The sequence below is a fragment of the Methanolobus sp. genome (genome assembly GCF_016278385.1).
Classification (GTDB): domain Archaea; phylum Halobacteriota; class Methanosarcinia; order Methanosarcinales; family Methanosarcinaceae; genus Methanolobus.
Genome location: NZ_JADQBY010000013.1, coordinates 160,376 through 181,238, shown reverse-complemented (window position 1 = coordinate 181,238; position 20,863 = coordinate 160,376). Strand labels below are relative to the sequence as shown.

General features: G+C 41.6%; 17 protein-coding genes. 12 read left to right on the top strand and 5 right to left on the bottom strand.

Annotated features, from left to right (window positions below; all coding sequences use genetic code 11):
• Positions 1-57 precede the first annotated feature (57 nt).
• Both QZZ23_RS06055 and QZZ23_RS06050 read left to right on the top strand, forming a co-directional pair.
• On the top strand, positions 58-4,092 hold the full coding sequence (locus tag QZZ23_RS06055) for a hypothetical protein (RefSeq protein WP_292467771.1): 4,035 nt from the start codon (positions 58-60) through the stop codon (positions 4,090-4,092).
• A 21-nt stretch (positions 4,093-4,113) separates the two neighbouring features.
• On the top strand, positions 4,114-4,710 hold the full coding sequence (locus QZZ23_RS06050) for a sarcinarray family MAST domain-containing protein (protein ID WP_292467769.1): 597 nt from the start codon (positions 4,114-4,116) through the stop codon (positions 4,708-4,710).
• Positions 4,711-5,086: 376 nt separating this feature from the next.
• Here QZZ23_RS06050 and QZZ23_RS06045 read toward each other — a convergent pair whose 3' ends face one another.
• Positions 5,087-6,097: a hypothetical protein gene (locus QZZ23_RS06045; RefSeq protein WP_292467767.1), complete on the bottom strand. Its 1,011-nt coding sequence runs from the start codon at positions 6,095-6,097 to the stop codon at positions 5,087-5,089.
• Positions 6,098-6,570: 473 nt separating this feature from the next.
• Between QZZ23_RS06045 and QZZ23_RS06040 the strand changes: the two genes are divergently transcribed.
• Positions 6,571-7,869 (top strand): TrpB-like pyridoxal phosphate-dependent enzyme, encoded by a 1,299-nt coding sequence (locus tag QZZ23_RS06040; protein WP_292467765.1) that lies wholly within the window; start codon positions 6,571-6,573, stop codon positions 7,867-7,869.
• 93 nt (positions 7,870-7,962) lie between these two features.
• Here QZZ23_RS06040 and QZZ23_RS06035 read toward each other — a convergent pair whose 3' ends face one another.
• On the bottom strand, positions 7,963-8,844 hold the full coding sequence (locus QZZ23_RS06035; protein WP_292467763.1) for a mechanosensitive ion channel family protein: 882 nt from the start codon (positions 8,842-8,844) through the stop codon (positions 7,963-7,965).
• A gap of 272 nt (positions 8,845-9,116) precedes the next feature.
• On the opposite strand from QZZ23_RS06035, the gene QZZ23_RS06030 reads away from it, so the two are divergent.
• From QZZ23_RS06030 to ahbC, 8 genes are all read left to right on the top strand, one after another.
• The gene (locus QZZ23_RS06030; protein WP_292467761.1) at positions 9,117-10,592 is read left to right on the top strand and encodes a DUF2193 domain-containing protein; all 1,476 of its coding nucleotides are present in this window, start codon (positions 9,117-9,119) and stop codon (positions 10,590-10,592) included.
• A 50-nt stretch (positions 10,593-10,642) separates the two neighbouring features.
• On the top strand, positions 10,643-11,392 hold the full coding sequence (locus QZZ23_RS06025; RefSeq protein WP_292467759.1) for an MIP/aquaporin family protein: 750 nt from the start codon (positions 10,643-10,645) through the stop codon (positions 11,390-11,392).
• 121 nt (positions 11,393-11,513) lie between these two features.
• Positions 11,514-13,748 carry an ATP-dependent DNA helicase gene (locus tag QZZ23_RS06020; RefSeq protein ID WP_292467757.1) on the top strand — a complete coding sequence of 745 codons (2,235 nt, stop codon included), beginning with the start codon at positions 11,514-11,516 and terminating at the stop codon, positions 13,746-13,748.
• Positions 13,749-13,897: 149 nt separating this feature from the next.
• Positions 13,898-15,178 (top strand): histidinol dehydrogenase, encoded by a 1,281-nt coding sequence (gene hisD, locus QZZ23_RS06015; RefSeq protein WP_292467755.1) that lies wholly within the window; start codon positions 13,898-13,900, stop codon positions 15,176-15,178.
• Between the two features lie 103 nt (positions 15,179-15,281).
• Entirely contained in the window at positions 15,282-15,680 is a 399-nt protein-coding gene (locus QZZ23_RS06010) for a DUF1699 family protein (RefSeq protein ID WP_292467754.1), read from the top strand.
• A gap of 259 nt (positions 15,681-15,939) precedes the next feature.
• Positions 15,940-16,707 (top strand): uroporphyrinogen-III C-methyltransferase, encoded by a 768-nt coding sequence (gene cobA / locus QZZ23_RS06005; RefSeq protein WP_292467752.1) that lies wholly within the window; start codon positions 15,940-15,942, stop codon positions 16,705-16,707.
• A gap of 12 nt (positions 16,708-16,719) precedes the next feature.
• Positions 16,720-17,511 carry a uroporphyrinogen-III synthase gene (locus QZZ23_RS06000; protein WP_292467750.1) on the top strand — a complete coding sequence of 264 codons (792 nt, stop codon included), beginning with the start codon at positions 16,720-16,722 and terminating at the stop codon, positions 17,509-17,511.
• Positions 17,512-17,638: 127 nt separating this feature from the next.
• A complete protein-coding gene (gene ahbC, locus QZZ23_RS05995; RefSeq protein WP_292467748.1) occupies positions 17,639-18,835 on the top strand; it encodes a 12,18-didecarboxysiroheme deacetylase in 1,197 nt (398 codons plus the stop codon).
• Between the two features lie 244 nt (positions 18,836-19,079).
• Here the strand turns inward: ahbC and QZZ23_RS05990 are convergent, their stop codons facing one another.
• From QZZ23_RS05990 to QZZ23_RS05980, 3 genes are read right to left on the bottom strand one after another with little or no spacing between them, the layout of a single operon-like run.
• Entirely contained in the window at positions 19,080-19,430 is a 351-nt protein-coding gene (locus QZZ23_RS05990; RefSeq protein WP_292467746.1) for a desulfoferrodoxin family protein, read from the bottom strand.
• 54 nt (positions 19,431-19,484) lie between these two features.
• Entirely contained in the window at positions 19,485-19,994 is a 510-nt protein-coding gene (locus QZZ23_RS05985) for a ferritin (protein WP_292467744.1), read from the bottom strand.
• Between the two features lie 27 nt (positions 19,995-20,021).
• Positions 20,022-20,372, bottom strand: a complete 351-nt coding sequence (locus QZZ23_RS05980; protein ID WP_292467743.1) for a hypothetical protein — start codon at positions 20,370-20,372, stop codon at positions 20,022-20,024.
• A 198-nt stretch (positions 20,373-20,570) separates the two neighbouring features.
• Between QZZ23_RS05980 and QZZ23_RS05975 the strand changes: the two genes are divergently transcribed.
• Positions 20,571-20,816 (top strand): hypothetical protein, encoded by a 246-nt coding sequence (locus tag QZZ23_RS05975; RefSeq protein WP_292467742.1) that lies wholly within the window; start codon positions 20,571-20,573, stop codon positions 20,814-20,816.
• Positions 20,817-20,863 lie beyond the last annotated feature (47 nt).

The window sequence follows — 20,863 nt, the reverse complement described above, 5'->3', positions numbered from 1 at the left end:
CTTTTTAAATTATTATGTCAAAATAAAATAGGAAGTAGGTTTTCTACAGAGCCGAATTTGCATGAAAAACGTAGCTTCAGCCAGGACACCAGGGCTTACATCCCGTTTGCTGTGATTGGTATGTTCATATTACTTTTTGCAGTAATAGCATCGGCATATATAGCAAAAACAGATTACGAACTGGCAGAGATAATCTACACCACTGATACTACTGACATGGAGAAAAATGCAATAGAGTTTGCATCTGCTGACCTTGCACGTTGCCTTAATTATGCTGGTATGGAGGCTCTTGCCTGGCAGGGTGAACACCCCATAATCAAGCCGGATGATCTAGCATACGAACCCATGGAATCAGATGGTTTTTCCGTGTCCCCCGATTCCCGTGAGATCGAACCAGGTAATTCGATCAGGGTATCGGTAGCCCTGCCATCCGATGTTTACAAAGCAATTTCATCCCTGTTCTCTGATCAGCCCAGGACGCTGACCCTGAAAAGCAACACAGGAACAGTCTATCAGACAATTACCTACGATAACACACATTCATTCTGGACGAGATCCGAATTTGAAGAAGTACTTACAATCCCTGAAAATGCAGAATACGGTTACACCTATCTTGTCCTGGAATACGGAGCAGAGACTAAAGCTATTAACTGGTTCCATGTAGGTGCAAGTCCCCTGAAGGACATTACAGCTACACGTTTTAATGAATACCTGCAGACATCCTATCAGGAAAAACAGCACACTTTCAACAATTATGCAATTAATATAGAACCTGTCGTGGAAGCATCCCAGATAAGGATAGATAAGATCAATGGCTCCCTGTTCAGAGAGATATCCAGAAGCCCTGATGATGATCCTGCCTATCCTATATATTATACTATGACTGTGGAAAATCTGAATTACACGCTGATGGACCTTACAACAAACAGTTCCACAAACATGACAATGAACGTATCAGCAGTCATTACTTCCAGGGAACCCTTGCTTGAGGAACTGGTAAATGAATATGAAAGAGAGCTCAACGGTGGGGTGACTTCAGACATTGTGCTTGGTGCAACGAATATCAGGACATTCATATACGGACCATGGCAACATTACCTGAACGGTCCGCTGAACATCATTACAAATCCAGCTTTGTCCTCTTCTGTGAATATGGGTACCATTTACACCCAGAAACGTGTTTTTGATTCCGTAGACCCCAGGGCCCTGACATATACGACATATTACAACGGAAAAGTCCTCTACAGCGATGTAAAAGGTGGTACTGATGACTATGAAGCTGAAAAGAACAGCGATCCTGGAACAACTTATGATGAATTGTCAGAAAAAGGCACATTCAATATCAGTCTTTCAGAGGGTATCAACGAGTCCATGGAAGATGCAAATGTAAGCATGGAAGAAGTTGAAAATAACTCAAAAATTGTGATATCTGTTTCCAATTTTACAAATGAGGTATACAGTAACTGGGTTTACAACGACGACGAATGGAGTCATGACCAGCCAGACCTGATACACGATGTGACAAATGAGGTATATAGCGCTAATATACAGGGACAGGTCTTCAGGGATGGATTCAATATTGTAGATCCTTATGACCTGCAGGCAGGTCCTACCAGTTATGAACCTGCTACATACCAGAGCAGGGAATCAAAAGAAAGTAAAGACATCAAATGGACAGCACACTACCCTATCAATATCTCACATACCTGTGCCCTGACACCTGATTACAATTTCAATGGCACATTAGATGTTGATCATAAAGTGAATATCGATGCATCATCCCACAAATGGTACTATAAATCTGTGAATGTGAATCATGTATCCACGGATATAGTGTGTGAAGGTGTGGATGTAGTCTATGAATACATTGGGAATGACACAACACTGAATCTTAAACGTACTGATGGTTATTTTTCCAGTGAAAACCACAGCTTTGACTGGAAGGTGACATACAACATCAAATTCAGGATAAGAACACGCTGGGACATCGATTACACATACCACTGGTCATATAAAACATACAGCGTTGGTGCCGATGGAACCGGAAAGTGGACCCATGTTAATGGTGATTCTTCCGGCTCAAGAACGAATTACCCGCTTACAGACTATGAAAAAGTATCCCACACCCAGACAGAAACTGAGAATTTCAGTATTGTCTATTACCAGATGCTGCCTTCCGGAGGATACAATGGACTGAGTTCATACGAGCCGGGAAGTGACAGCGATTACAAAACAAACACTGTGATCGTTGATGGTGTTCCCTTAAGTGATAAAGAATGCTCCGACGCAGCAGACAGATATCGTGAACAGGAAGTCCTGCCAAAACTAAACATCATACAGGGCAACTATTTCACCTATAGCAACGGAACGATGCTCCCTGAGGAAAAGGTCTACTGCGATATCCCTGACTGGCTCCACTATAAGATGGCACTTGAGATGGAGGAGATGTTTGACGCTATTAACACAGACAATCCAACAAGAGAAGTATTCCTGCTTGGAGAGAATCTCGGAAAGAACCCCACCACACTGATACAAGCTGCATCACTGGATATTGCTGCAGAGATGGAAGAAACATCAAAACGTGAATCTTTCATCCAGCAGATACAGCATATAAACGAAAGCCAGTTCAGCACAAGCAGTGATGCCTGTCGTGCCATTGCAAAGAATGAAGCCTACGAACGCTTGCTCAGTGAACTAAAAGAACGTTACAGCAATGCAGAAAGCTCATTTGAGGATCAGGTGGATAAATCATTCAGTGATGAGCAGGGTCATTCTCTTCTTGATCTTGTCATGAACTCTGATAGTACCAGTGTGCTTTTCAACAACCCTGCTATGGATAAGGCTTCCACTGCCCTTGGAGCTGAAATGGGAATCATTGAAACAATGCAGGTTGAATGTCTTCCACAAAGCAAGTACAACTGGACCGAGAACATCACTATTGTAGTGGACCAGAGTCCTGATTATCTTTATCATGACCCGAATTTTGACCTGCAAAACCAGTACAAGTGGGAAACTGAACTGGGCAAAGAAATATACCCCCTGGCTGTACGCAATGTCTGTGTTTTCTCCACAGGAATAGGTGATGACATTTCAGAAATGCTGTCTGATGCCACAGCACCTATGAAAGATGCAGTAGCTCAGTCCATGAGCCAGAGTCTTGCAGATGCAAATACAGAGATCGATTCCCTGATTGATGACATTGCATCTAACAATGCAGAGCTCACAACAGGTGGAGTGTCAACAGACACCAGCCTCATTGAAGAAAACCGCACGAAGATGATGGATGCATACAGCAAGAGTCTGAGAGATAATCTCCCAGAAGCAGTTGCCAACGAAGTTGCAAAGGACCCGATTCTCAGCACATGGGTCAGCAGTGAGGATGTCAACCAGATAGCTATTACCTATCTGGCAACTCTGTCAGATACTCAACTCACGGACATGACAGCAGACAACACCCTGCAAGACGAAATATTCACCCAGGTCAGTAAAAAGATCATAACTGACAATCCGACAATATCATCCAATGACCTCGATATTGCATTATACCGCCTTGAAGCCGATATGCAAATCGGTGCCACTGAAGGAATTTGCCTGGCTGTGCAGGGTTGTCAGGCAGTCGTGGATGAGTGCTTCGCAAACATCAATTCTGAATTACAGAACAAACTGGACGAATCAGCAGATAAACTAACAGGACAATTCACCGAGAAGATAGAAAAAAGGTTGCAGAAGTCTATGAAATTGGTCCCTTGTGGTTTGCCGATCATGATTCCACAATGGGTGTGTACGGTGAATGTATGGGAGTATTATGTGAAAGGGAAATATGAAACTTTTGAGATTATGGATAATGACAATGAATGCCTTTTTAACTCATATTTTGGGCATGATTCACAGGTCTATATTCGTAAAACAGATGAAGTATATCACCCCACAAAAAGAGGGGAAAGCGGTGGATTTATTCTTATTGGATACAATGAACGCATAGAATTTGAATTTTCAGGTTATGCTGCCACAATAGTTGGACCTGGACCAAAAGGTGTAGGCGATAAAACGGGAGATAGAGACGAGAAGTCAATCTCATATGATAATTTTTAGTTACAATAACGAGGAAAGGACATGAACTACAAACTAAGTATTTTATGTATTACATTTTTATTAGTATTTTTTTTAATGCCTGTATCGTCAGCAAGTTCCAATCTAAAGATTGACGTTTATTACAATGATCAACTATATCCGGAGGACACAACCCCAAAGCCACTTTTAAAAATAGGTGAACCGTTCAAACTGAGATTTGAAGTAACTTGCTACAAAAAGAATTTTCTTGCTGTTCAATTACTATCAATAGGTAACAGTGATTTTGATATAATAGAGGGACCAACTGAAAAGTTAGGAACAGGTACCCGAGGAATTATAGAAGCAAATGAAACAAGAGTTTTTGAGTGGACTGTTTCTCCAAATGAAGAATGGGCTGGCGGTAGTGCACCTATTGATTTTTATTATCAAATGACCGATTTGGACACTGCTAAAACTATCACTAGTGGTGAGTTCACCGCCGCCTACGTCACAATCTCCGAAGAGTACTACGAAAGACCTGAAACTACAGCAGCGCCCGTAAGTGACTCAGACAACGACAGCTCACCTGCAACACCGGCATTTACGGCGCTGTGTGCTGTGTTCGCGCTGGTTGTGGTGAGTGTTTACAGGAGAAAGTGATTTGCAGAGCAAAATAAACGAATCATCGTAGTTTCCAAGCAATTTTATTTTACGGGTGGGAAAATAAGACGCACTGGGCAAGATTGTTAAGTTCAGCAAGCTTGCTTATGCTGTTGACAGGCAGGATACGGATGAGATCAGACAAAAGATATTAAGCAGATCTTACTCTGACTGGAAAAAGATGGGATTCTCTAAAGGTACACTCCACTATATGAAGAAGAATGCTGAAGCTGAGGAGCCATTCACACTCAACCATCATGTAAGGGAAAGATTGGAGATGTGGGAAGAGTGCTAATTGAATAAAAATTAAATGAAAAATAATTGGTAATTATTCCGATCAAACACGTTAGGGACTAGAACCAACAATAAATCCTTGTCATTCAGAAACATAAAAAGCAAATTCAACTGACTGCCAAGGGTTTTCACTTAAATTTGAATTTCCTTCTAACCAACTTAATTTTGCATTATAGTATCCATCTTCCATAGGAATAAATTCTTCACTTTCCCAAGACCCATATTCATTTGTCAAAGAAGAAACAAAGAAAAGTTCAATATTGTCTTTATAAATTTGAATATTAATCTGTCCATCTTCAACATAGCAGATATCTGTAAGAGTATTTCTATCGGTTCCATAGCATGCTTGCAATCCTCCTTGGATTAACAATGGTACTCCTACTTTAGCTCTTGCAGACACTGTTTCAGCAAACTCATAAGAAATAGCACGAGATGTCCATAGCCCTTGATTTTCAAATGAATCTAAATCCCATGATGAGAATACTGGAATATCATCATCAATTTGAGGTATTAGCTTCCATTTTACCCATTCATAAGAACAGTCTTCGTGTTGATATTTTCTTAAAGTATAATAAGAACTGGTCATGTATTCATCAGTATAACCTTTTGTACAAGTTGGTTCATAATTTGTTTCACTATGTGTCGATTCTGTAGACTCATAAACCATTTCTATTGTTTCGCTAGGTGATGATTCTGTAGACTCATAAACTATTTCTGTTGTTTCACTAGGTGTCGATTCTGTTGGCTTATTTATACTTTCACGTGTTGTGCATATTACTGTCTGAGTTTCAGCATCAATCCACGAAGTAATTTTGAAATCTTCTTCTATAAAAGTTGCCTTATAAAGCGCCCTTGGTGATATATTCTTATCACACTGTATAGCAATTTCATCAGAGGCTTCTGCTACTTCTTCCTTAGTCCAATATGTAACTGTTATTTCTGCATTAGGGTAATCTTGAAGTAGCTTATTAATTTCTGGCAGTGAAGTAAAAACCTCAGTTACATCCTGATCTTTGTTATCTACACATCCAGCTACAATGACAGACACTGCCAATAATGACATCAGGAATATTATTTTTGATTTTTCATTCATATATTGCACCTAACAATTAGGTTTGAATAAACTATCATTGATATGTTTTTTGTTTTGTCTTTTTAAAAATTGGTTTTGAGTGTATGTATCTAAATTATTCTTAAAGTTATATATCCCTACTTTGAATAATAGTGGAACTTTAATTTTTTAATAGAAGCTCGGTTTTTTGACGTTACCTATTACCCAATATTAGTATGAGAGGGAGATAATTTGAAATTATAACCTGATTCCATAATCACCAAAATAGAAATAGAGAATTTCAATTTTTAATTATCAGAACCAAATAATCACATAATTATTTGAATTCAAACGTTAGTGATTCTTTACCTTATTCAACGCCACACATATTCTGCTTCTTACATCATTCTTAAAATTAATCCAGTTAACACATTCCGTCATAAATCAAAACCATTAAATATACGTAAATGTACTGAACTATACATTATCGATTCCCTTTCTACAGAGGTATAACTATGGATCATACAAAAATATTACTTGATGAGAATGAGATGCCAAAACAGTGGTATAACATACTTGCTGATTTGCCAGTGGAGCCACCACTGAATCCTGCAACCAATGAGCCAATGGACCCTAAGGATCTTGAGCCTATATTTGCAAAGGAACTTATCAATCAGGAGATCAGCTCCAAGAGATATATTGACATTCCTGAAGAGATCAGGGAAATATACACACTGTGGAGACCATCACCTTTGCACAGGGCACACAGACTTGAGAAGGCACTAGGAACCCCTGCAAAGATCTACTATAAGAACGAAAGTGTCAGTCCTGCAGGAAGCCACAAGCCAAACACTGCAATCGCGCAGGCATACTATAATATGAAGGAAGGCACCGAGAGGATCACTACCGAGACAGGTGCAGGCCAGTGGGGCAGTGCATTATCCCTTTGCTGCAATTACTTTGACATCGAATGTAAGGTTTACATGGTAAGCTCAAGCTTCTACCAGAAACCATACCGCAAGTCCCTTATCAACCTCTGGGGAGCAACCGTAGTTCCATCCCCAAGCACAGAGACACAGTTTGGAAGAAAAATCCGTGAAATGTATCCTGACACAACAGGCAGTCTCGGAATTGCCATCAGTGAGGCAATTGAGGAAGCAGCTCTTAACGACAATACCAAGTATGCGCTTGGCAGTGTTCTAAACCACACCAGCCTTCACCAGACCGTTGTGGGTCTTGAGACCCAGAAACAGTTCGATAAGACCGAGGACTACCCTGATATAGTAATTGGATGCTGTGGTGGCGGTAGTAACCTTGCTGGAATTAGTCTGCCTTTCATAAAGGACAATCTTGCCGGAGATACTGACACACGGTTCATAGCTGTCGAACCTTCTGCATGTCCAACACTTACTTGCGGAGAATTCAAGTACGACTTCGGTGACATGGCACAAATGACCCCTCTGCTTAAGATGTACACCCTCGGTTCAGAATTCATACCACCTGCCATCCACGCAGGAGGTCTGCGGTACCACGGTGCCTCACCAATTGTCAGTAAGCTTGTTGCAGACGGAATCATGGAAGCAACATCATATCACCAGATAGAGGTCTTTGATGCAGCCGTAACATTCGCACGCACTGAAGGAATAGCTCCTGCACCTGAATCAGCCCATGCCATCAAATGCGCGATCGATGAAGCACTCAAATGCAAGCAGACAGGCGAAGAAAAGACCATCCTGTTCAACCTTAGTGGTCACGGTCACTTCGACATGGGTTCCTATGACAAATACTTCAGCGGCGACCTAACCAACGATTAAATACAATAATTAATTAAAACAGGTTTTAGTGGCATGTTTCACATGCCACATCTTTATTTCTCATTTTCGTTTTTTGAAAACTGTAGACTACTATCAGTTAGATTCCATATCCTTTTTGTAAACAATTGTTCTGTATGGGAATGGTATCTCAATACCTTCAGCATCGAATCTCTTTTTGATGGCTTCTCTTATGTCACAGCCATTATCGTATGCTATATCTCTGTCTTCAACCCATACAAGTAATCTGAGTATTACTGCAAAATCTCCCAGTTCCCTGACCCGTACACTTATAACTTCTTCTTTTTTAATATCAGGATGATAGTTCCTGAGCTGACTCAAAGTCATCACGTTACCATTTTTTCTGGCCTCGCATATCATAATATTCCTTGCTATATCAATATCAGAATCATAACTGATGCCGATATCAATTGGCCAGTTCACAGTTGGATCCTCAATGGACCAGTTGATTATTGATTCCTCACTGATAACACTGTTTGGAATTATCAGTCTTCTATTATCCCATGTTCTCACCACTGTATGTCTGAGTGTGATATCTGTTATTCTCCCATACTCATCCCTGATGGTAACAAGATCTCCAACCCTAAAGGGTCGGAACGCTGCAAGTGAGATGCCGGATATGATGTTTGAGAGTGTGCTCTGGGCGGCAAGACCAAGTATGATACCAGCAAAACCTGCACTTGCAAAGAGCGTTATAGATAGTGCTTCAAGCGATGGAATGAGGTTTACAACAACAATGATGCCAAAAATGTATACAGAAGCAACAGCCGTATGCCTCACAACTCTATAACTTGTCTGATCGACATTCATTTTTTTGCTTACAATTATGAATTGTCTGTTAAGTATGTGGTCAATTGACCTTGCAAAAAGAACAGTCAACAATATTGTAAGTACGATAAGGGCCACATTCACAAGCTCCCAGGTCGCCCATGCCGGAATAGTTATCAGGTTTGCCATATTAACTCCTAAACATATTAGTAGTTGAATGAATATGAGTTTATTGTAAACACTAATGTCAGTTTATTTATGTTCAAAAGGTTTATTTTGGATTGTCACAGAATATATATGGAGTGAACAAATCTTTCGGACAGGGAGTGTATGTTGGGTATGAGCCCAAGAGCATTAGCCGTAGTGAATGAAGGCATTATGTTCTTTTTGTTTTTTTGATTTATTTTGTTACACCTCTGCCAGGTATACTTGTGCACTTTCAAGTAACTAAAGGGGTCAATATGAACGAAATATATGATAAAATGGCAACCGAAGCCATGAATGCACAAAAAGCTGTTGTAAGCACTATAAACAAGAAAAGGGGAACTGCCTTTAAAGTTGAGGATGCAAAAACATACGTAGATGCAGTAAACAAAATGAAGCCAACAGGTGACCAGTGCAAAGAAGTATTCGATTTGCACGTCAATTCAGTAAATACGCATTATGAGACACTTTCCAGCCTGACGGACAGTGTACGGCCAGAAGACGACCCTTATGTTGAGCACTATCAGACGCCCCCTATACTGGATATACTATACGAAGAAGATCCTGCTTTCAGGGCATCAGTGGAAAAGTTCATCGAAATGATAGGCAGATCAGAAGCTCTCATAGGAAAAGAATCAATTCGCAGATACGGAGGATTCTATGGCCCTACTTGTGTGGTCGATTTTGCATTTGTCCCCGGAAGCACCAGTAACGTGGTAAACAGGATATTGCAGAAAACAGACATCCCGGTAGAACACAAACGTACAATACTCTCTTCCAAGTCATGGGGCATGAACACATCATACGGAGTAGGTGCCAAGTTCCAGATGGCAATTGAGAATGGCAAGACTCCTGATGAGGCTGTTAAAGAAGAGATAGAGATGCTTCAGATGGTCTATGATGCTCCCATGACTGCACAGGCCAAGCTTATGGATGAGGCTGGACACACATCGTTCGATGTCAAGAAATATATGAACCAGTACAAGCAAAAAATGAAGCCTACAATCAAGGCTGCAATGGATGCTGAGGTTTTCTATGGTAATATTGTCACAGTTCCTGCATATGGTGTGGGTGATGTTGCCCATCACATATCCCAGTCGATGTTCAATATGACAAAAGATGATGTTGTCATGGCAGTTATCAATGCCGTAACAGATGTCATGGAAGGAACCATGAAAAATGGAATGGGCAAGTTCAAGGATGAATATTCACCGCTCACCATCGCAACCGATGCTGCTGCTGCTGCAACGACAAAGATACTCTGGATGGATGGTTTCACGACCATGATGGTCATTGACCTGCTGGTCAAGAGATTCCACAACCTTGTGCTTACCAACCCAACAAGAGGAGCTGCAGCTGAGCTTCACAACGTTGACTTTATCGACCTTATTGAAAAGGGTGAACGTATCATTGACCACAAGCCAAGAGGTATGGGCGGTATTGTCCAGGGTATACCTGTTGACATGAGTCCAATTGAGAAGAATGAGGTACTCAATAACCCGCAGCGCTACACCTACCCTGCCTGTGCCATCACAGTTCGTTTTTCAGCACTTATGCGGCTTGCTGATTTCCCCTGCCTGCTGACAAGTGAACCTGTCACAGCTACAATGCTGACCAACATTATAGCCCTGCATAAGACAGAACCACATTCACCAGCTCGTACCTGTAAGTTCTGCGCAGCCAACTACTTTGATTACAAGTGCAAGGATTGTAACTGGACGGAAGCAGTTTGATGACATATGTGCCTCAATGAGGCACATTTTGTTTTCAGGCAGGTGATTTTATGTCAGAACCAAGTCTATTTAAAAGATCCATAGCCGAAATGATCGGGACGTATGTGTTGGTGTTTCTGGGAACAGGATCCGTGGTAACAACAGTCCTGCTGATTCAGGGTGCAAGCCCCATGCCGGGCAACACTTTCAATGTAGGTATAGACATCGCAGCGTGGTTTGCCATTGGTATCTCTTTTGCAATTGCGATAATTGCCATGATATATGCTTTCGGCCACATATCGGGAACGCATATCAATCCGGCAGTTAGTATCGCATTATGGGCAACCGGACGGTTCCCTTCAAAGGATATGCTTAGTTACATAGTGGCTCAGTTGATTGGCGCAAGCCTTGCATCTTTCACAATTGTCGCAATATTAGGTACACGTGCAGTTGCCACGGGTCTTGGTGCAACGGCAATGTTTGACGGTGTGAGTTATGGCCAGGCTATACTTTGTGAAGCAGTGGCAACTTTTTTCCTGATGCTGACAATTATGGGGTCAGCGGTGGATAAAAGAGCACCCGCCGGGTTTGCAGGATTGGCTATTGGTCTTGTGGTGGCTGCAGATATTATCGTCGTGGGAAACATAACTGGTTCATCGCTTAATCCGGCCCGCACTTTCGGACCGTATCTGGCGGAGTTCGTGATGGGAGGGACGAATTTATGGTGGCAGTTCCCTATTTACATTGTAGGGCCTATAATTGGTGCTCTTGTTGCAGCTTTCCTTTATGATTTTGTGGCAGGAACGAAGGAAGCCAGTTGAAAGCAGTACCTAATGTTTCCTCATTTCTTTTTTTTGTATTTATGGCGCAGTGACCGATTTCCATGTTTTGCAGATAGGGCAATTTTAATTAGACATAACTCTCTCTTAAATCTCAGTTATCATGAAAATCGAATCTCTGGATCTACCAGATGAAGTTATCCGTTTCTACCTTGATTCAGGCATAAAAGAACTCTATCCGCCCCAGGCACAGACCATCGAAAAGGGATTGCTGGAGGGCAACAACCTGCTTGCTGCGATCCCAACAGCTTCCGGAAAGACGCTGCTCGCTGAGCTTGCCATGCTAAAGGCGATTGCAAACGGTGGAAAAGCACTCTATATCGTCCCTCTGCGTGCCCTTGCAACTGAGAAGTTCGAACGTTTCAGATTATTTTCCTCCATAGCGATAAAAAACGGAGGCCTGAAGGTTGGTATATCCACAGGTGATTTTGAATCAAGGGATGAGTGGCTTGGTTCCAATGACATTATTGTTGCAACATCCGAGAAGACAGATTCCCTCCTGCGTAACGAGACTTCATGGATGCAGGAGATTACTACTATCATTGTTGATGAGGTCCATCTGCTGGATTCAGCCAACAGGGGCCCCACACTGGAAGTTACCCTCACCAAACTTATGAAGCTTAACCCTGGCTGCCAGATAATCGCACTTTCGGCAACAGTGGGGAATGCTTACGAAGTTGCAGACTGGCTAAAAGCCAAACTCGTGCTGAGTGAATGGCGCCCGACAGACCTGCATGAAGGTGTTTACTATAGTGGCAACATCAATTTCAGGAGTTCACAAAAACGCATTGATGCTCCAACCCAGGATGATGCTACCAATATCCTTCTGGATACTTTGAAAGATGGAGGGCAATGTCTTGTCTTTGAAAGCAGCCGCAAGAACTGTGTTTCGTTTGCTAAAAGAGCAGGTGCAAAGGTTTCAGACACTCTCGATAAACCCACACGCAATTTACTGGACGAACTTGTCGAGCAAATAATAGAAAATGGTGAGACAGAGGCATCCAACGTACTGGCACAATGTATCAGAAATGGCACAGCATTCCATCATGCAGGACTTAACTCAGCACATCGCAAAATTGTGGAAGATGGATTCAAAGCCAACAAGATCAAGATGATATGCAGCACTCCAACCCTTGCAGCAGGCCTGAACCTTCCGGCAAGAAGAGTAATTGTCAAAAGTTACAGACGCTATGATCCGAACTACGGTATGCAGCCAATACCTGTACTGGACTACAAACAGATGGCAGGCAGAGCAGGCAGACCGCACCTTGACCCGTATGGTGAATCTGTCCTTATCGCTAAATCATACGATGAAATGACAGGGCTTTTTGACAACTATATCGATGCAGAAGCTGAGGATATCTGGTCAAAGCTCGGATCAGAGAATGCTTTGAGGACACATATTCTTTCAACCATAGTAAATGGTTTTGCAACCACCCGGGATGGACTGCTTGAGTTTATTGAAGCTACATTCTTTGCCCACCAGAATGATACATGGGGAATTATGGAAGTGGTTGATGAATGCCTTAACTTCCTGAGGGATAACAGGATGCTTGAAGGTGAAGAAACTTTATTGCCCACAGCTCTTGGAAGGCTTGTATCAACCCTTTACATAGATCCACTTTCAGGTGCTTACATAGTCGATGGGTTAAAGAAAGCCGGGCATATCACCGACCTAACTCTTCTGCATCTTATATGTAAGACTCCGGATATGAGACAGCTCTATATGAGGGCAAATGACTACGAGATAATCAATGATTTTGTAATAGCTCATAGTGAGGAATTTGCGGAAATCCCGCCTCGGTCAAAAGAAATAGATTATGAATGGTTCTTGGGTGAGGTCAAAACTGCTCTCCTGATACTTGACTGGGTAGGTGAGAAATCACTTGATCAGATTACCAAGAAGTTCAATGTAGGCGAAGGTGATGTGCATGCGTTTGCAGATATTGCTGAGTGGCTTATGCATTCAACTACAAGACTTGCAGGCCTCGTTGCGCCTGAAATGTCCGGCGATGCTGTCAGTAAGGCTGTGATGCTGGAAAAGAGAATACATTATGGTGCTTCACCTGAACTCATCGAACTTGTCAGCATACGTGGAATCGGTCGTATACGCGCCCGCAAGCTCTATGATAATGGTCTTAAGACTGTGGACGACATCCGAAAGTCCAGTCTGGATATAGTTTCAGACATAATTGGTCCAAAGACTGCAGCAAAGCTTTTCGGTGAAATTGGTATCCATTTAAAGCTCAGTTCGGATGATTCCGGGAAAGTCAGTTCACAGACCATGAGTTCATTAATGGAAAAAGAACAGAGCACATTCAGTGATTTTGAAAAATAAGCTTCAAATAGGCGCTGAATATTCAGTTTTAAGCGTCATTTAAGCATTATATATGATGAGTAGATATTAGCATCAGGAAATAGTCATAAATCACTAACTTATATCATTGATATCTTACAATTTTACAATACATATTCAGGGGAAGAATCATGCTTTACAAGAAATTATCCGAACTTACCGATGAAGAAAGAAAAAAACTAATTGGACGTGGCGGTGGAGATCTTGCAGACGTCGGAGCCACAGTTGCAGCTATTATTAAAGACGTGAAGCAAAATGGTGATGCTGCCCTGCGCGAATATACTAAAAAGTTCGATGGTGCTGATATTGAAGCGATCGAAGTTTCAAAGGAAGAAATAGATGAGGCTGCTAAAAGTATAGACCCGGATCTTTTGGCGCACCTTGAATTTGCCGCAGCTAATATTAAGAAGTTCCATGAGGCACAGATGCCTCAAAAAATATGGTTCATTGAAGTTTCACCTGGAATTGAGCTGGGTCAGAAATTCACCCCTCTTGAAAGCGTAGGTGCCTATGTCCCGGGTGGCAGAGCATCATACCCTTCCACAGCCCTCATGACAATAGTTCCCGCAAAAGTTGCAGGCGTTAAGAATGTAGTTATGTGCACCCCCCCCGGCAAGGACGGAAAAGTTAATCCACTGACACTTGCGGCAGCAAAAATCGCAGGTGCAGACCATGTTTATAAAATAGGTGGTGTACAGGCAATTGCTGGTATGGCATATGGTACTGAAAGTGTATTGAAGATTGACAAAATAGTTGGCCCGGGCAATGTTTTTGTAACTGCGGCAAAGATGCAGGTAAGGAACATGGCAGAGATCGACTTTCCGGCTGGTCCCAGTGAAGTGCTTATCATTGCCGATGATTCCTGCAATGCCAGAATGGCTGCATCGGACATGATCGCCCAGGCTGAACACGATCCCAATGCAGTATCTGTTATTGTAACAACATCTGAAAAACTTGCAGCAGCTGTGAGAGATGAGGTTAGGAAGCAGGCAAAAGAAACCCTCAGGACAGAAATAGTAAATACTTCCCTGGAAAATGCAGCTGTACTTTTGGTAAATTCCATAGATGAATGCATCACATTTTCCAATGAATTTGCCCCCGAACACCTTGAGATTATGGTTGATGATCCAGATTATGTCCTTGAAGAGATAGAACATGCAGGTTCGATATTTGTGGGCAACTATGCACCAGTCCCTGTTGGTGACTATGCATCAGGCACTAACCACGTATTACCCACTGCAGGTTATGCAAGAATATACTCCGGTCTGAACCTTGCTCATTTCATGAAGTCTGCAAGCATACAGAGAATAAACAAGCAGGGACTTGAAACATTGAAAAGTTCTGTAATTGCCTTAGCAGAAAAAGAGGGACTACAGGCACATGCGGATTCTATACGAACAAGATTTGAGTGAAAAACCGTTCCATTTTCTTCTACGATAAATCGATAATTATTTAATAGGTGAATACATACATAATTTTAATAAGTTCTCAACGAACTGGAGGTGAGGGAGACTTATGAAAATAAGAGTTGTAAGTTCGCGAGAAGAGATACCACAGTTAAATCCAAATGAAAAGGTAATTCATCTTGCTTTCAGGCCATCGAACAAGGATATTTTTTTACTGGTACAGACATGTCCTAAAGTGGAAGTAATCCAAATTCCAAGTTCTTACAGGCGTACTGTCTCAAAGTCCATTGAGATGTTCATGGCAATGCAGAATATAAAGCTCATCGAGGGCGATGTGTGGGGCCACAGAAAAGATATTAATGAGTATTATAGTATCGCTCCAGCATTACTTGACAAGGTCAAGGAGCTTAAATCTGAAGGCATGTCTGATGAAAACATCGTAAACAAGCTAGAAAGAGAAGGCAAATTAAACAGGGAAATGCTGTTCTACATATTAAGTAAAAAGTAAACAGTCGAATTTATAGTGGGTTTGGACTGGCAGCATTATCTTTAATGCTACAGCAGTCCATTTTTTAATTACATGATGCATAGCCTATCTTTAGATTTGCTTTGCCGCTTGATTATTATGTGCTGAACTTTGTTTTTACCCATAGCCTTCTAAAGTTACCTTGCTTTCCTAATCATTTCACACATATCCAGGACGATGCATATTTATAAGTTGGCAAGTTCATTACCATTCTAAAAAAGATAAACAGGATTTAATTAACATGGCCCAGAAATATGGTAAAGTATACTTGGTTGGTTCAGGCCCGGGTGACCCGGAACTATTAACGATTAAAGCACGCAGGCTACTAGATACTGTTGAAGTTGTGGTGTATGACCAGCTTCCGGGAAAGGCTATTATCGATTCGATCCCTGAAAATACTGAGAAGATAGATGCAGGCAAACACGCAGGGGAACACACCCTCACACAGGACGAAATAAATGCCGTTATCGTTCAGAAAGCAAAAGAAGGAAAGAATGTGCTTCGCCTGAAAGGCGGCGACCCATACATGTTTGGCCGTGGTGGAGAAGAAGCCCAGGAACTGATAGCCGAAGGCATTAAGTTTGAAGTTGTACCTGGCATAACTTCTGCAGTTGCGGTTCCCGCATACGCAGGTATACCTGTAACCCACCGGGACCATGCCTCAATGGTCACTTTCATCACAGGGCATGAAGACCCCACTAAAGAGGGAAGTGCCCTTGACTGGGAAACCCTTGCAAAATTCGATGGGACCATTGTCATATTCATGGGCGTTAAGATGCTTGGCAGAAATGTCGGCGAACTTATAAAATACGGAAAGGATCCAAAAACACCTGTAGCCCTTATAGAAAAAGGTACACGGCCTGATCAGCGCGTGACAGTCGGCGTCCTTGAAAATATAGCCGAAGTTGCAAAGGAAAAAGGTGTCAAAGCTCCTGCGATCACAGTTATTGGCACTGTTGTAACACTTCATGAGATACTGGGCGAACAGACACCAGCCAGTTTTGACTAAAAGGTGTGCACTATGGAAGAACAAATCAAAAAACCTGTACTTGCAATAATGAGACCAAAGCGCTACCTGAAAGATTCAGTAGAGCTTGCAGAGTCCATGGGATTTGAACCTCTTGCAGTCCCCATGATAGAGCTTGCTGATATGAAAGATGAATATTTCGATGGTTTTGTCGAAAGAGTAATGTCTGAAGTATCGGATTACGTTATTTTTACAAGTGCTAATGGTATTGATTACACTTTAAAGAAGATCGATAATAAGGCCGGATTTATTGACGCACTCAATGCCACCAAAGTGATTGCAATAGGCCCGACAACCCGCAAGGCCCTGGAAGAAACTGGCATCAATGTGCTTGGCATGCCGGGCATATACAGCTCCGAAGGACTTGTAGATTTCCTCTGCCCTGAAATAAAAGGCAAAGTGATTGACACAGCAAGGAGTTTTTTTGGTTCTACACTACTCATAGAAGGTCTGAAGGACTGTGGTGCTGAGGTACATGAAACAAATGTATATACCCTCACAAAACCGGAAGGCAACGAACAGGAAGAATTCATACGCAGGGTGCTTGCCGGTGAGATAGATATCTTTGCATTTACAAGTTCCATGATGGTGCGGAATTTCTTTGAGCATGCAGTTGATCAGTCTTCAAAGAAGGATGTAATCGACATCATGAATAACTCCATAGTTGCTGCCATAGGTATACCCACAGCACAGACAATTGAAAGTTATGGCGTACATGTATCAGTAACACCTGGAAAATTCACATTCGAAGATATCCTCAAAAAAATACAGGAATTGCTTAACTAAGCATTCCTCAATATTTATTTTAAAGTAATGCTGTCCTGTCTACCATAGATGTAATATATGATGATGATATAGAGTTCGCACATATTCAAACATTTTTATTCTATTCTTCTATTTCGGAGTCCTGATCATGATAGGTATTTCAAAACTCTATTGCAGAACCGTTGAGCCCTCGGATGCACTTCGCTATGGGCGTGATTCAAAAAAACTTCCATCCCACCTGCTCCAGTTCTCAAAAGATAAGAAACCGGTTGTAGTATGGAATGTAACTCAGCGCTGCAACCTTCGATGTGTTCATTGTTATGCACATTCAAAGGACATTGATTACAAAAATGAACTTACACTTGAAGAAGGCAAGGCACTCATAGATGATCTTGCTGATTTCGGATGCCCTGTTATTTTGTTCTCAGGAGGGGAACCCCTTATGAGAAAAGATCTTCCTGAACTGGCAGGTTATGCCACATCAAAGGGCATAAGAGCTGTAATCTCTACCAATGGAACCATGATCACACCGGAAATAGCAAGGAAGCTCAAAGACATAGGCCTCTCTTATGTAGGCATATCCATTGATGGAATGCGTGAGACAAACGATAAATTCCGTGGTATTGAAGGAGCTTTTGATAGGGCAATGCAAGGTCTTCACAACTGCCAGAAAGAAGGAATCAAGGTTGGGCTGCGTTTTACCATCAATCGCCATAACGTACATGATATTCCGGCAATATTTGATCTGATGGAAAAGGAAAATATTCCTCGTATCTGTTTCTACCATCTTGTATATTCAGGACGTGGTTCTGATATGATAAACGAGGATCTGTCCCTCAAAGAAAGCCGTCAGACTGTGGACCTCCTGATAGATAAGACCAGAGACCTACACAGCAAGGGCAAAATGGTGGAAGTCCTCACAGTTGACAACCACTGCGATGGCCCATACATTTACCTGCGTCTTCTGAAAGAAGATCCTGAGAGAGCTGCTGAAGTTCTGGAACTTCTGAACATGAACAGAGGCAATTCATCAGGAATTGGTTTTGGTTGTGTTTCATGGGATGGTTCAGTACATCCTGATCAATTCTGGAGACATCACTCTTTTGGAAACGTAAAGGACCGTAAGTTCAGTGAAATATGGAAAGACACCAGTGATGAGCTGATGTCAGGTCTTAAGAATCGTAAGCCCCTGATCAGGGAAAATGCAGACAGGTGTTCCAAATGTAAATGGTTTGATGTCTGCAATGGGAACTTCCGTGTACGGGCAGAATCGGTTTATGGAAACATCTGGGCAGATGATCCTGCATGCTACCTTAGTAAGGAAGAAATAGGTTACGATGAGTAAAAGTAACCTTTTTATTTTTTGTTTTTAACTATTACATATATGGCACCATGTAACTCAGCAGTAAGTATACCATAATTCCTACTACGAGTGCAAGGAACGCAAACTTGGCTACAAGCTTTGCTAACATTGTCATCACCCCTTTACAATTCACAGGTTGTACTATACCAGGTAAAGGTGGATATGAACAGGTATAAAAAAGATGTGGCAACTGATGCCACAAATATCATATTTTCTACAGAATATTTCAAACTTCAATACAGTTCTGCCAGACACCGTGAACATTACAGTATTCAAGTGCGCAGAATGACTTGAAATCATCGATGTTGTTGACATGGAAACTGGCAGTCGGATTAGTATATACCGGCTCAAAGGTCATTTTCCCGAGGTTAACAACCTTTCCTTCCTTGGTGGTACCATAAAGTTCCACCCATGCGATATGATGCTCCACAGTGTTTGGATGTGGTACTTCCTTTCCTACGATCACACGCACATAATCTGCTTTTGCATTCCCATGTCCTCTAATGATATCTATCACAGGAACATGCTTCTCTTTACCTTCTACATCCTTTCCTTTCAGTATTTCTCCGAATTCCATATTTTCACCTTTTATACGACTTCATAATTAATTATAAGCAATCACATTTGAGAATTATTCTTTAGCAGGTGGAGTGAATAACCTCGTCTCAAGTTCCTTATCAATCATGAAAAGACCATTCCCATCGATTCCGACAAGTTTGAGCTTTGCTATCATTTCATTATCATTTGCTTCTTCTTCTATCTGTTCTGTGATGAACCACTGGAGAAATATCTGGGTTGCATAATCCTTTTCTTCATTTGCAAGGTCTACTAGTCCATGTATTGACTCTGTAATGAACTGTTCATGCTTCAATGTTGCCTCAAACATCTCTAATGGAGTTCCAAATTTGCCCGGTGGCTTCTCGATGGCATTCAGGACTACTTTTTCACCCTGGCTGTTCACGTAGTCATATAGCTTCATGGCATGACTCATCTCTTCCTGGTATTGCACCATAAACCAGTTAGCAAAGCCACTTAGTCCTACATAAGTACAATGTGCTGACATATCCATATAGAGATATGCAGAGTACATCTCCTTGTTGATCTGCCCATTAAGGGCTTCGGTCATCTTTTTACTTATCATTTTATATCTCCATCTTAAATTTGATAATCAGACCACAATAATCTCATAGCCATCATCCATGTATCGTGCCATACTTGGATGCCCAAACATTTCATCGCACAATGGAAGAGACTGTTGCTTTGCGCTTTCAAGACTCTCCATTTTAGTTGCGCAGGCTCTGCAAACGCAGTCAATAAGTCCTGATTCCTTTGCTTTTCCATAAAGGTTTGTAAAAGGCCTTTTTTCCCCTTCTGCTTCTTTAACAAGACGGGTTGCAGAACCTTCTATGATCAATTTGACATCATAGCCTTTTTCTTTCATATCAAGTGCGTTCATCAAAGCATGAATAAAACACATCTCATCTCCGTTAAATGCAAAAACAGCTACCTTTTTGGCCATAGGCTCACCTTACCTGATAATTCACCCCTGCTTCCCCTTTTAATATTAAAGAGATTTGTATAAAGTGTTTTCGGTTTCCTGATATTTTTATTCCAAATACGGAAGTACCATCAAATATCATATAATATTGCAAATATATTACAAATTTATTCCCACTGGGAACAAAATAGTAAAATTGATATAGTTATTCACCCTCACATGAGTTGGCTTGCCCCTTTACACAAAGCCGGACAAAGAATAGGCGCATGTTCCAGACGGCATCATCACCCATTCGTCAAGGAAATGTTTGCTTTCAATCGTACACCAATGACCTTTTGTCCTGCCGGGAGTTTTCTGCAAGATACTCGTGTGTGCTGGGCTGCCTCTATCTCAACTATACCCTGTTTTACCCCATACCATGCGATACTGCTTACATTACCAATTGTCTCGCAAGCTCTGCTTTAACCAGATAATTTAAATAATCTTACACCACTAAGGGTAAAAAACACAAT

Coding starts and splice junctions, on each gene's coding strand:
- QZZ23_RS06010 (WP_292467754.1), top strand. CDS start 15,282: ATGAAAATAAGAGTTGTAAGTTCGCGAGAAGAGATACCACAGTTAAAT.
- QZZ23_RS05990 (WP_292467746.1), bottom strand. CDS start 19,430: ATGGAATTCGGAGAAATACTGAAAGGAAAGGATGTAGAAGGTAAAGAG.
- QZZ23_RS06025 (WP_292467759.1), top strand. CDS start 10,643: ATGTCAGAACCAAGTCTATTTAAAAGATCCATAGCCGAAATGATCGGG.
- QZZ23_RS06040 (WP_292467765.1), top strand. CDS start 6,571: ATGGATCATACAAAAATATTACTTGATGAGAATGAGATGCCAAAACAG.
- QZZ23_RS06050 (WP_292467769.1), top strand. CDS start 4,114: ATGAACTACAAACTAAGTATTTTATGTATTACATTTTTATTAGTATTT.
- QZZ23_RS06000 (WP_292467750.1), top strand. CDS start 16,720: ATGGAAGAACAAATCAAAAAACCTGTACTTGCAATAATGAGACCAAAG.
- QZZ23_RS06020 (WP_292467757.1), top strand. CDS start 11,514: ATGAAAATCGAATCTCTGGATCTACCAGATGAAGTTATCCGTTTCTAC.
- QZZ23_RS05980 (WP_292467743.1), bottom strand. CDS start 20,372: ATGGCCAAAAAGGTAGCTGTTTTTGCATTTAACGGAGATGAGATGTGT.
- QZZ23_RS05985 (WP_292467744.1), bottom strand. CDS start 19,994: ATGATAAGTAAAAAGATGACCGAAGCCCTTAATGGGCAGATCAACAAG.
- hisD (WP_292467755.1), top strand. CDS start 13,898: ATGCTTTACAAGAAATTATCCGAACTTACCGATGAAGAAAGAAAAAAA.
- cobA (WP_292467752.1), top strand. CDS start 15,940: ATGGCCCAGAAATATGGTAAAGTATACTTGGTTGGTTCAGGCCCGGGT.
- QZZ23_RS06030 (WP_292467761.1), top strand. CDS start 9,117: ATGAACGAAATATATGATAAAATGGCAACCGAAGCCATGAATGCACAA.
- QZZ23_RS06045 (WP_292467767.1), bottom strand. CDS start 6,097: ATGAATGAAAAATCAAAAATAATATTCCTGATGTCATTATTGGCAGTG.
- ahbC (WP_292467748.1), top strand. CDS start 17,639: ATGATAGGTATTTCAAAACTCTATTGCAGAACCGTTGAGCCCTCGGAT.
- QZZ23_RS05975 (WP_292467742.1), top strand. CDS start 20,571: ATGAGTTGGCTTGCCCCTTTACACAAAGCCGGACAAAGAATAGGCGCA.
- QZZ23_RS06035 (WP_292467763.1), bottom strand. CDS start 8,844: ATGGCAAACCTGATAACTATTCCGGCATGGGCGACCTGGGAGCTTGTG.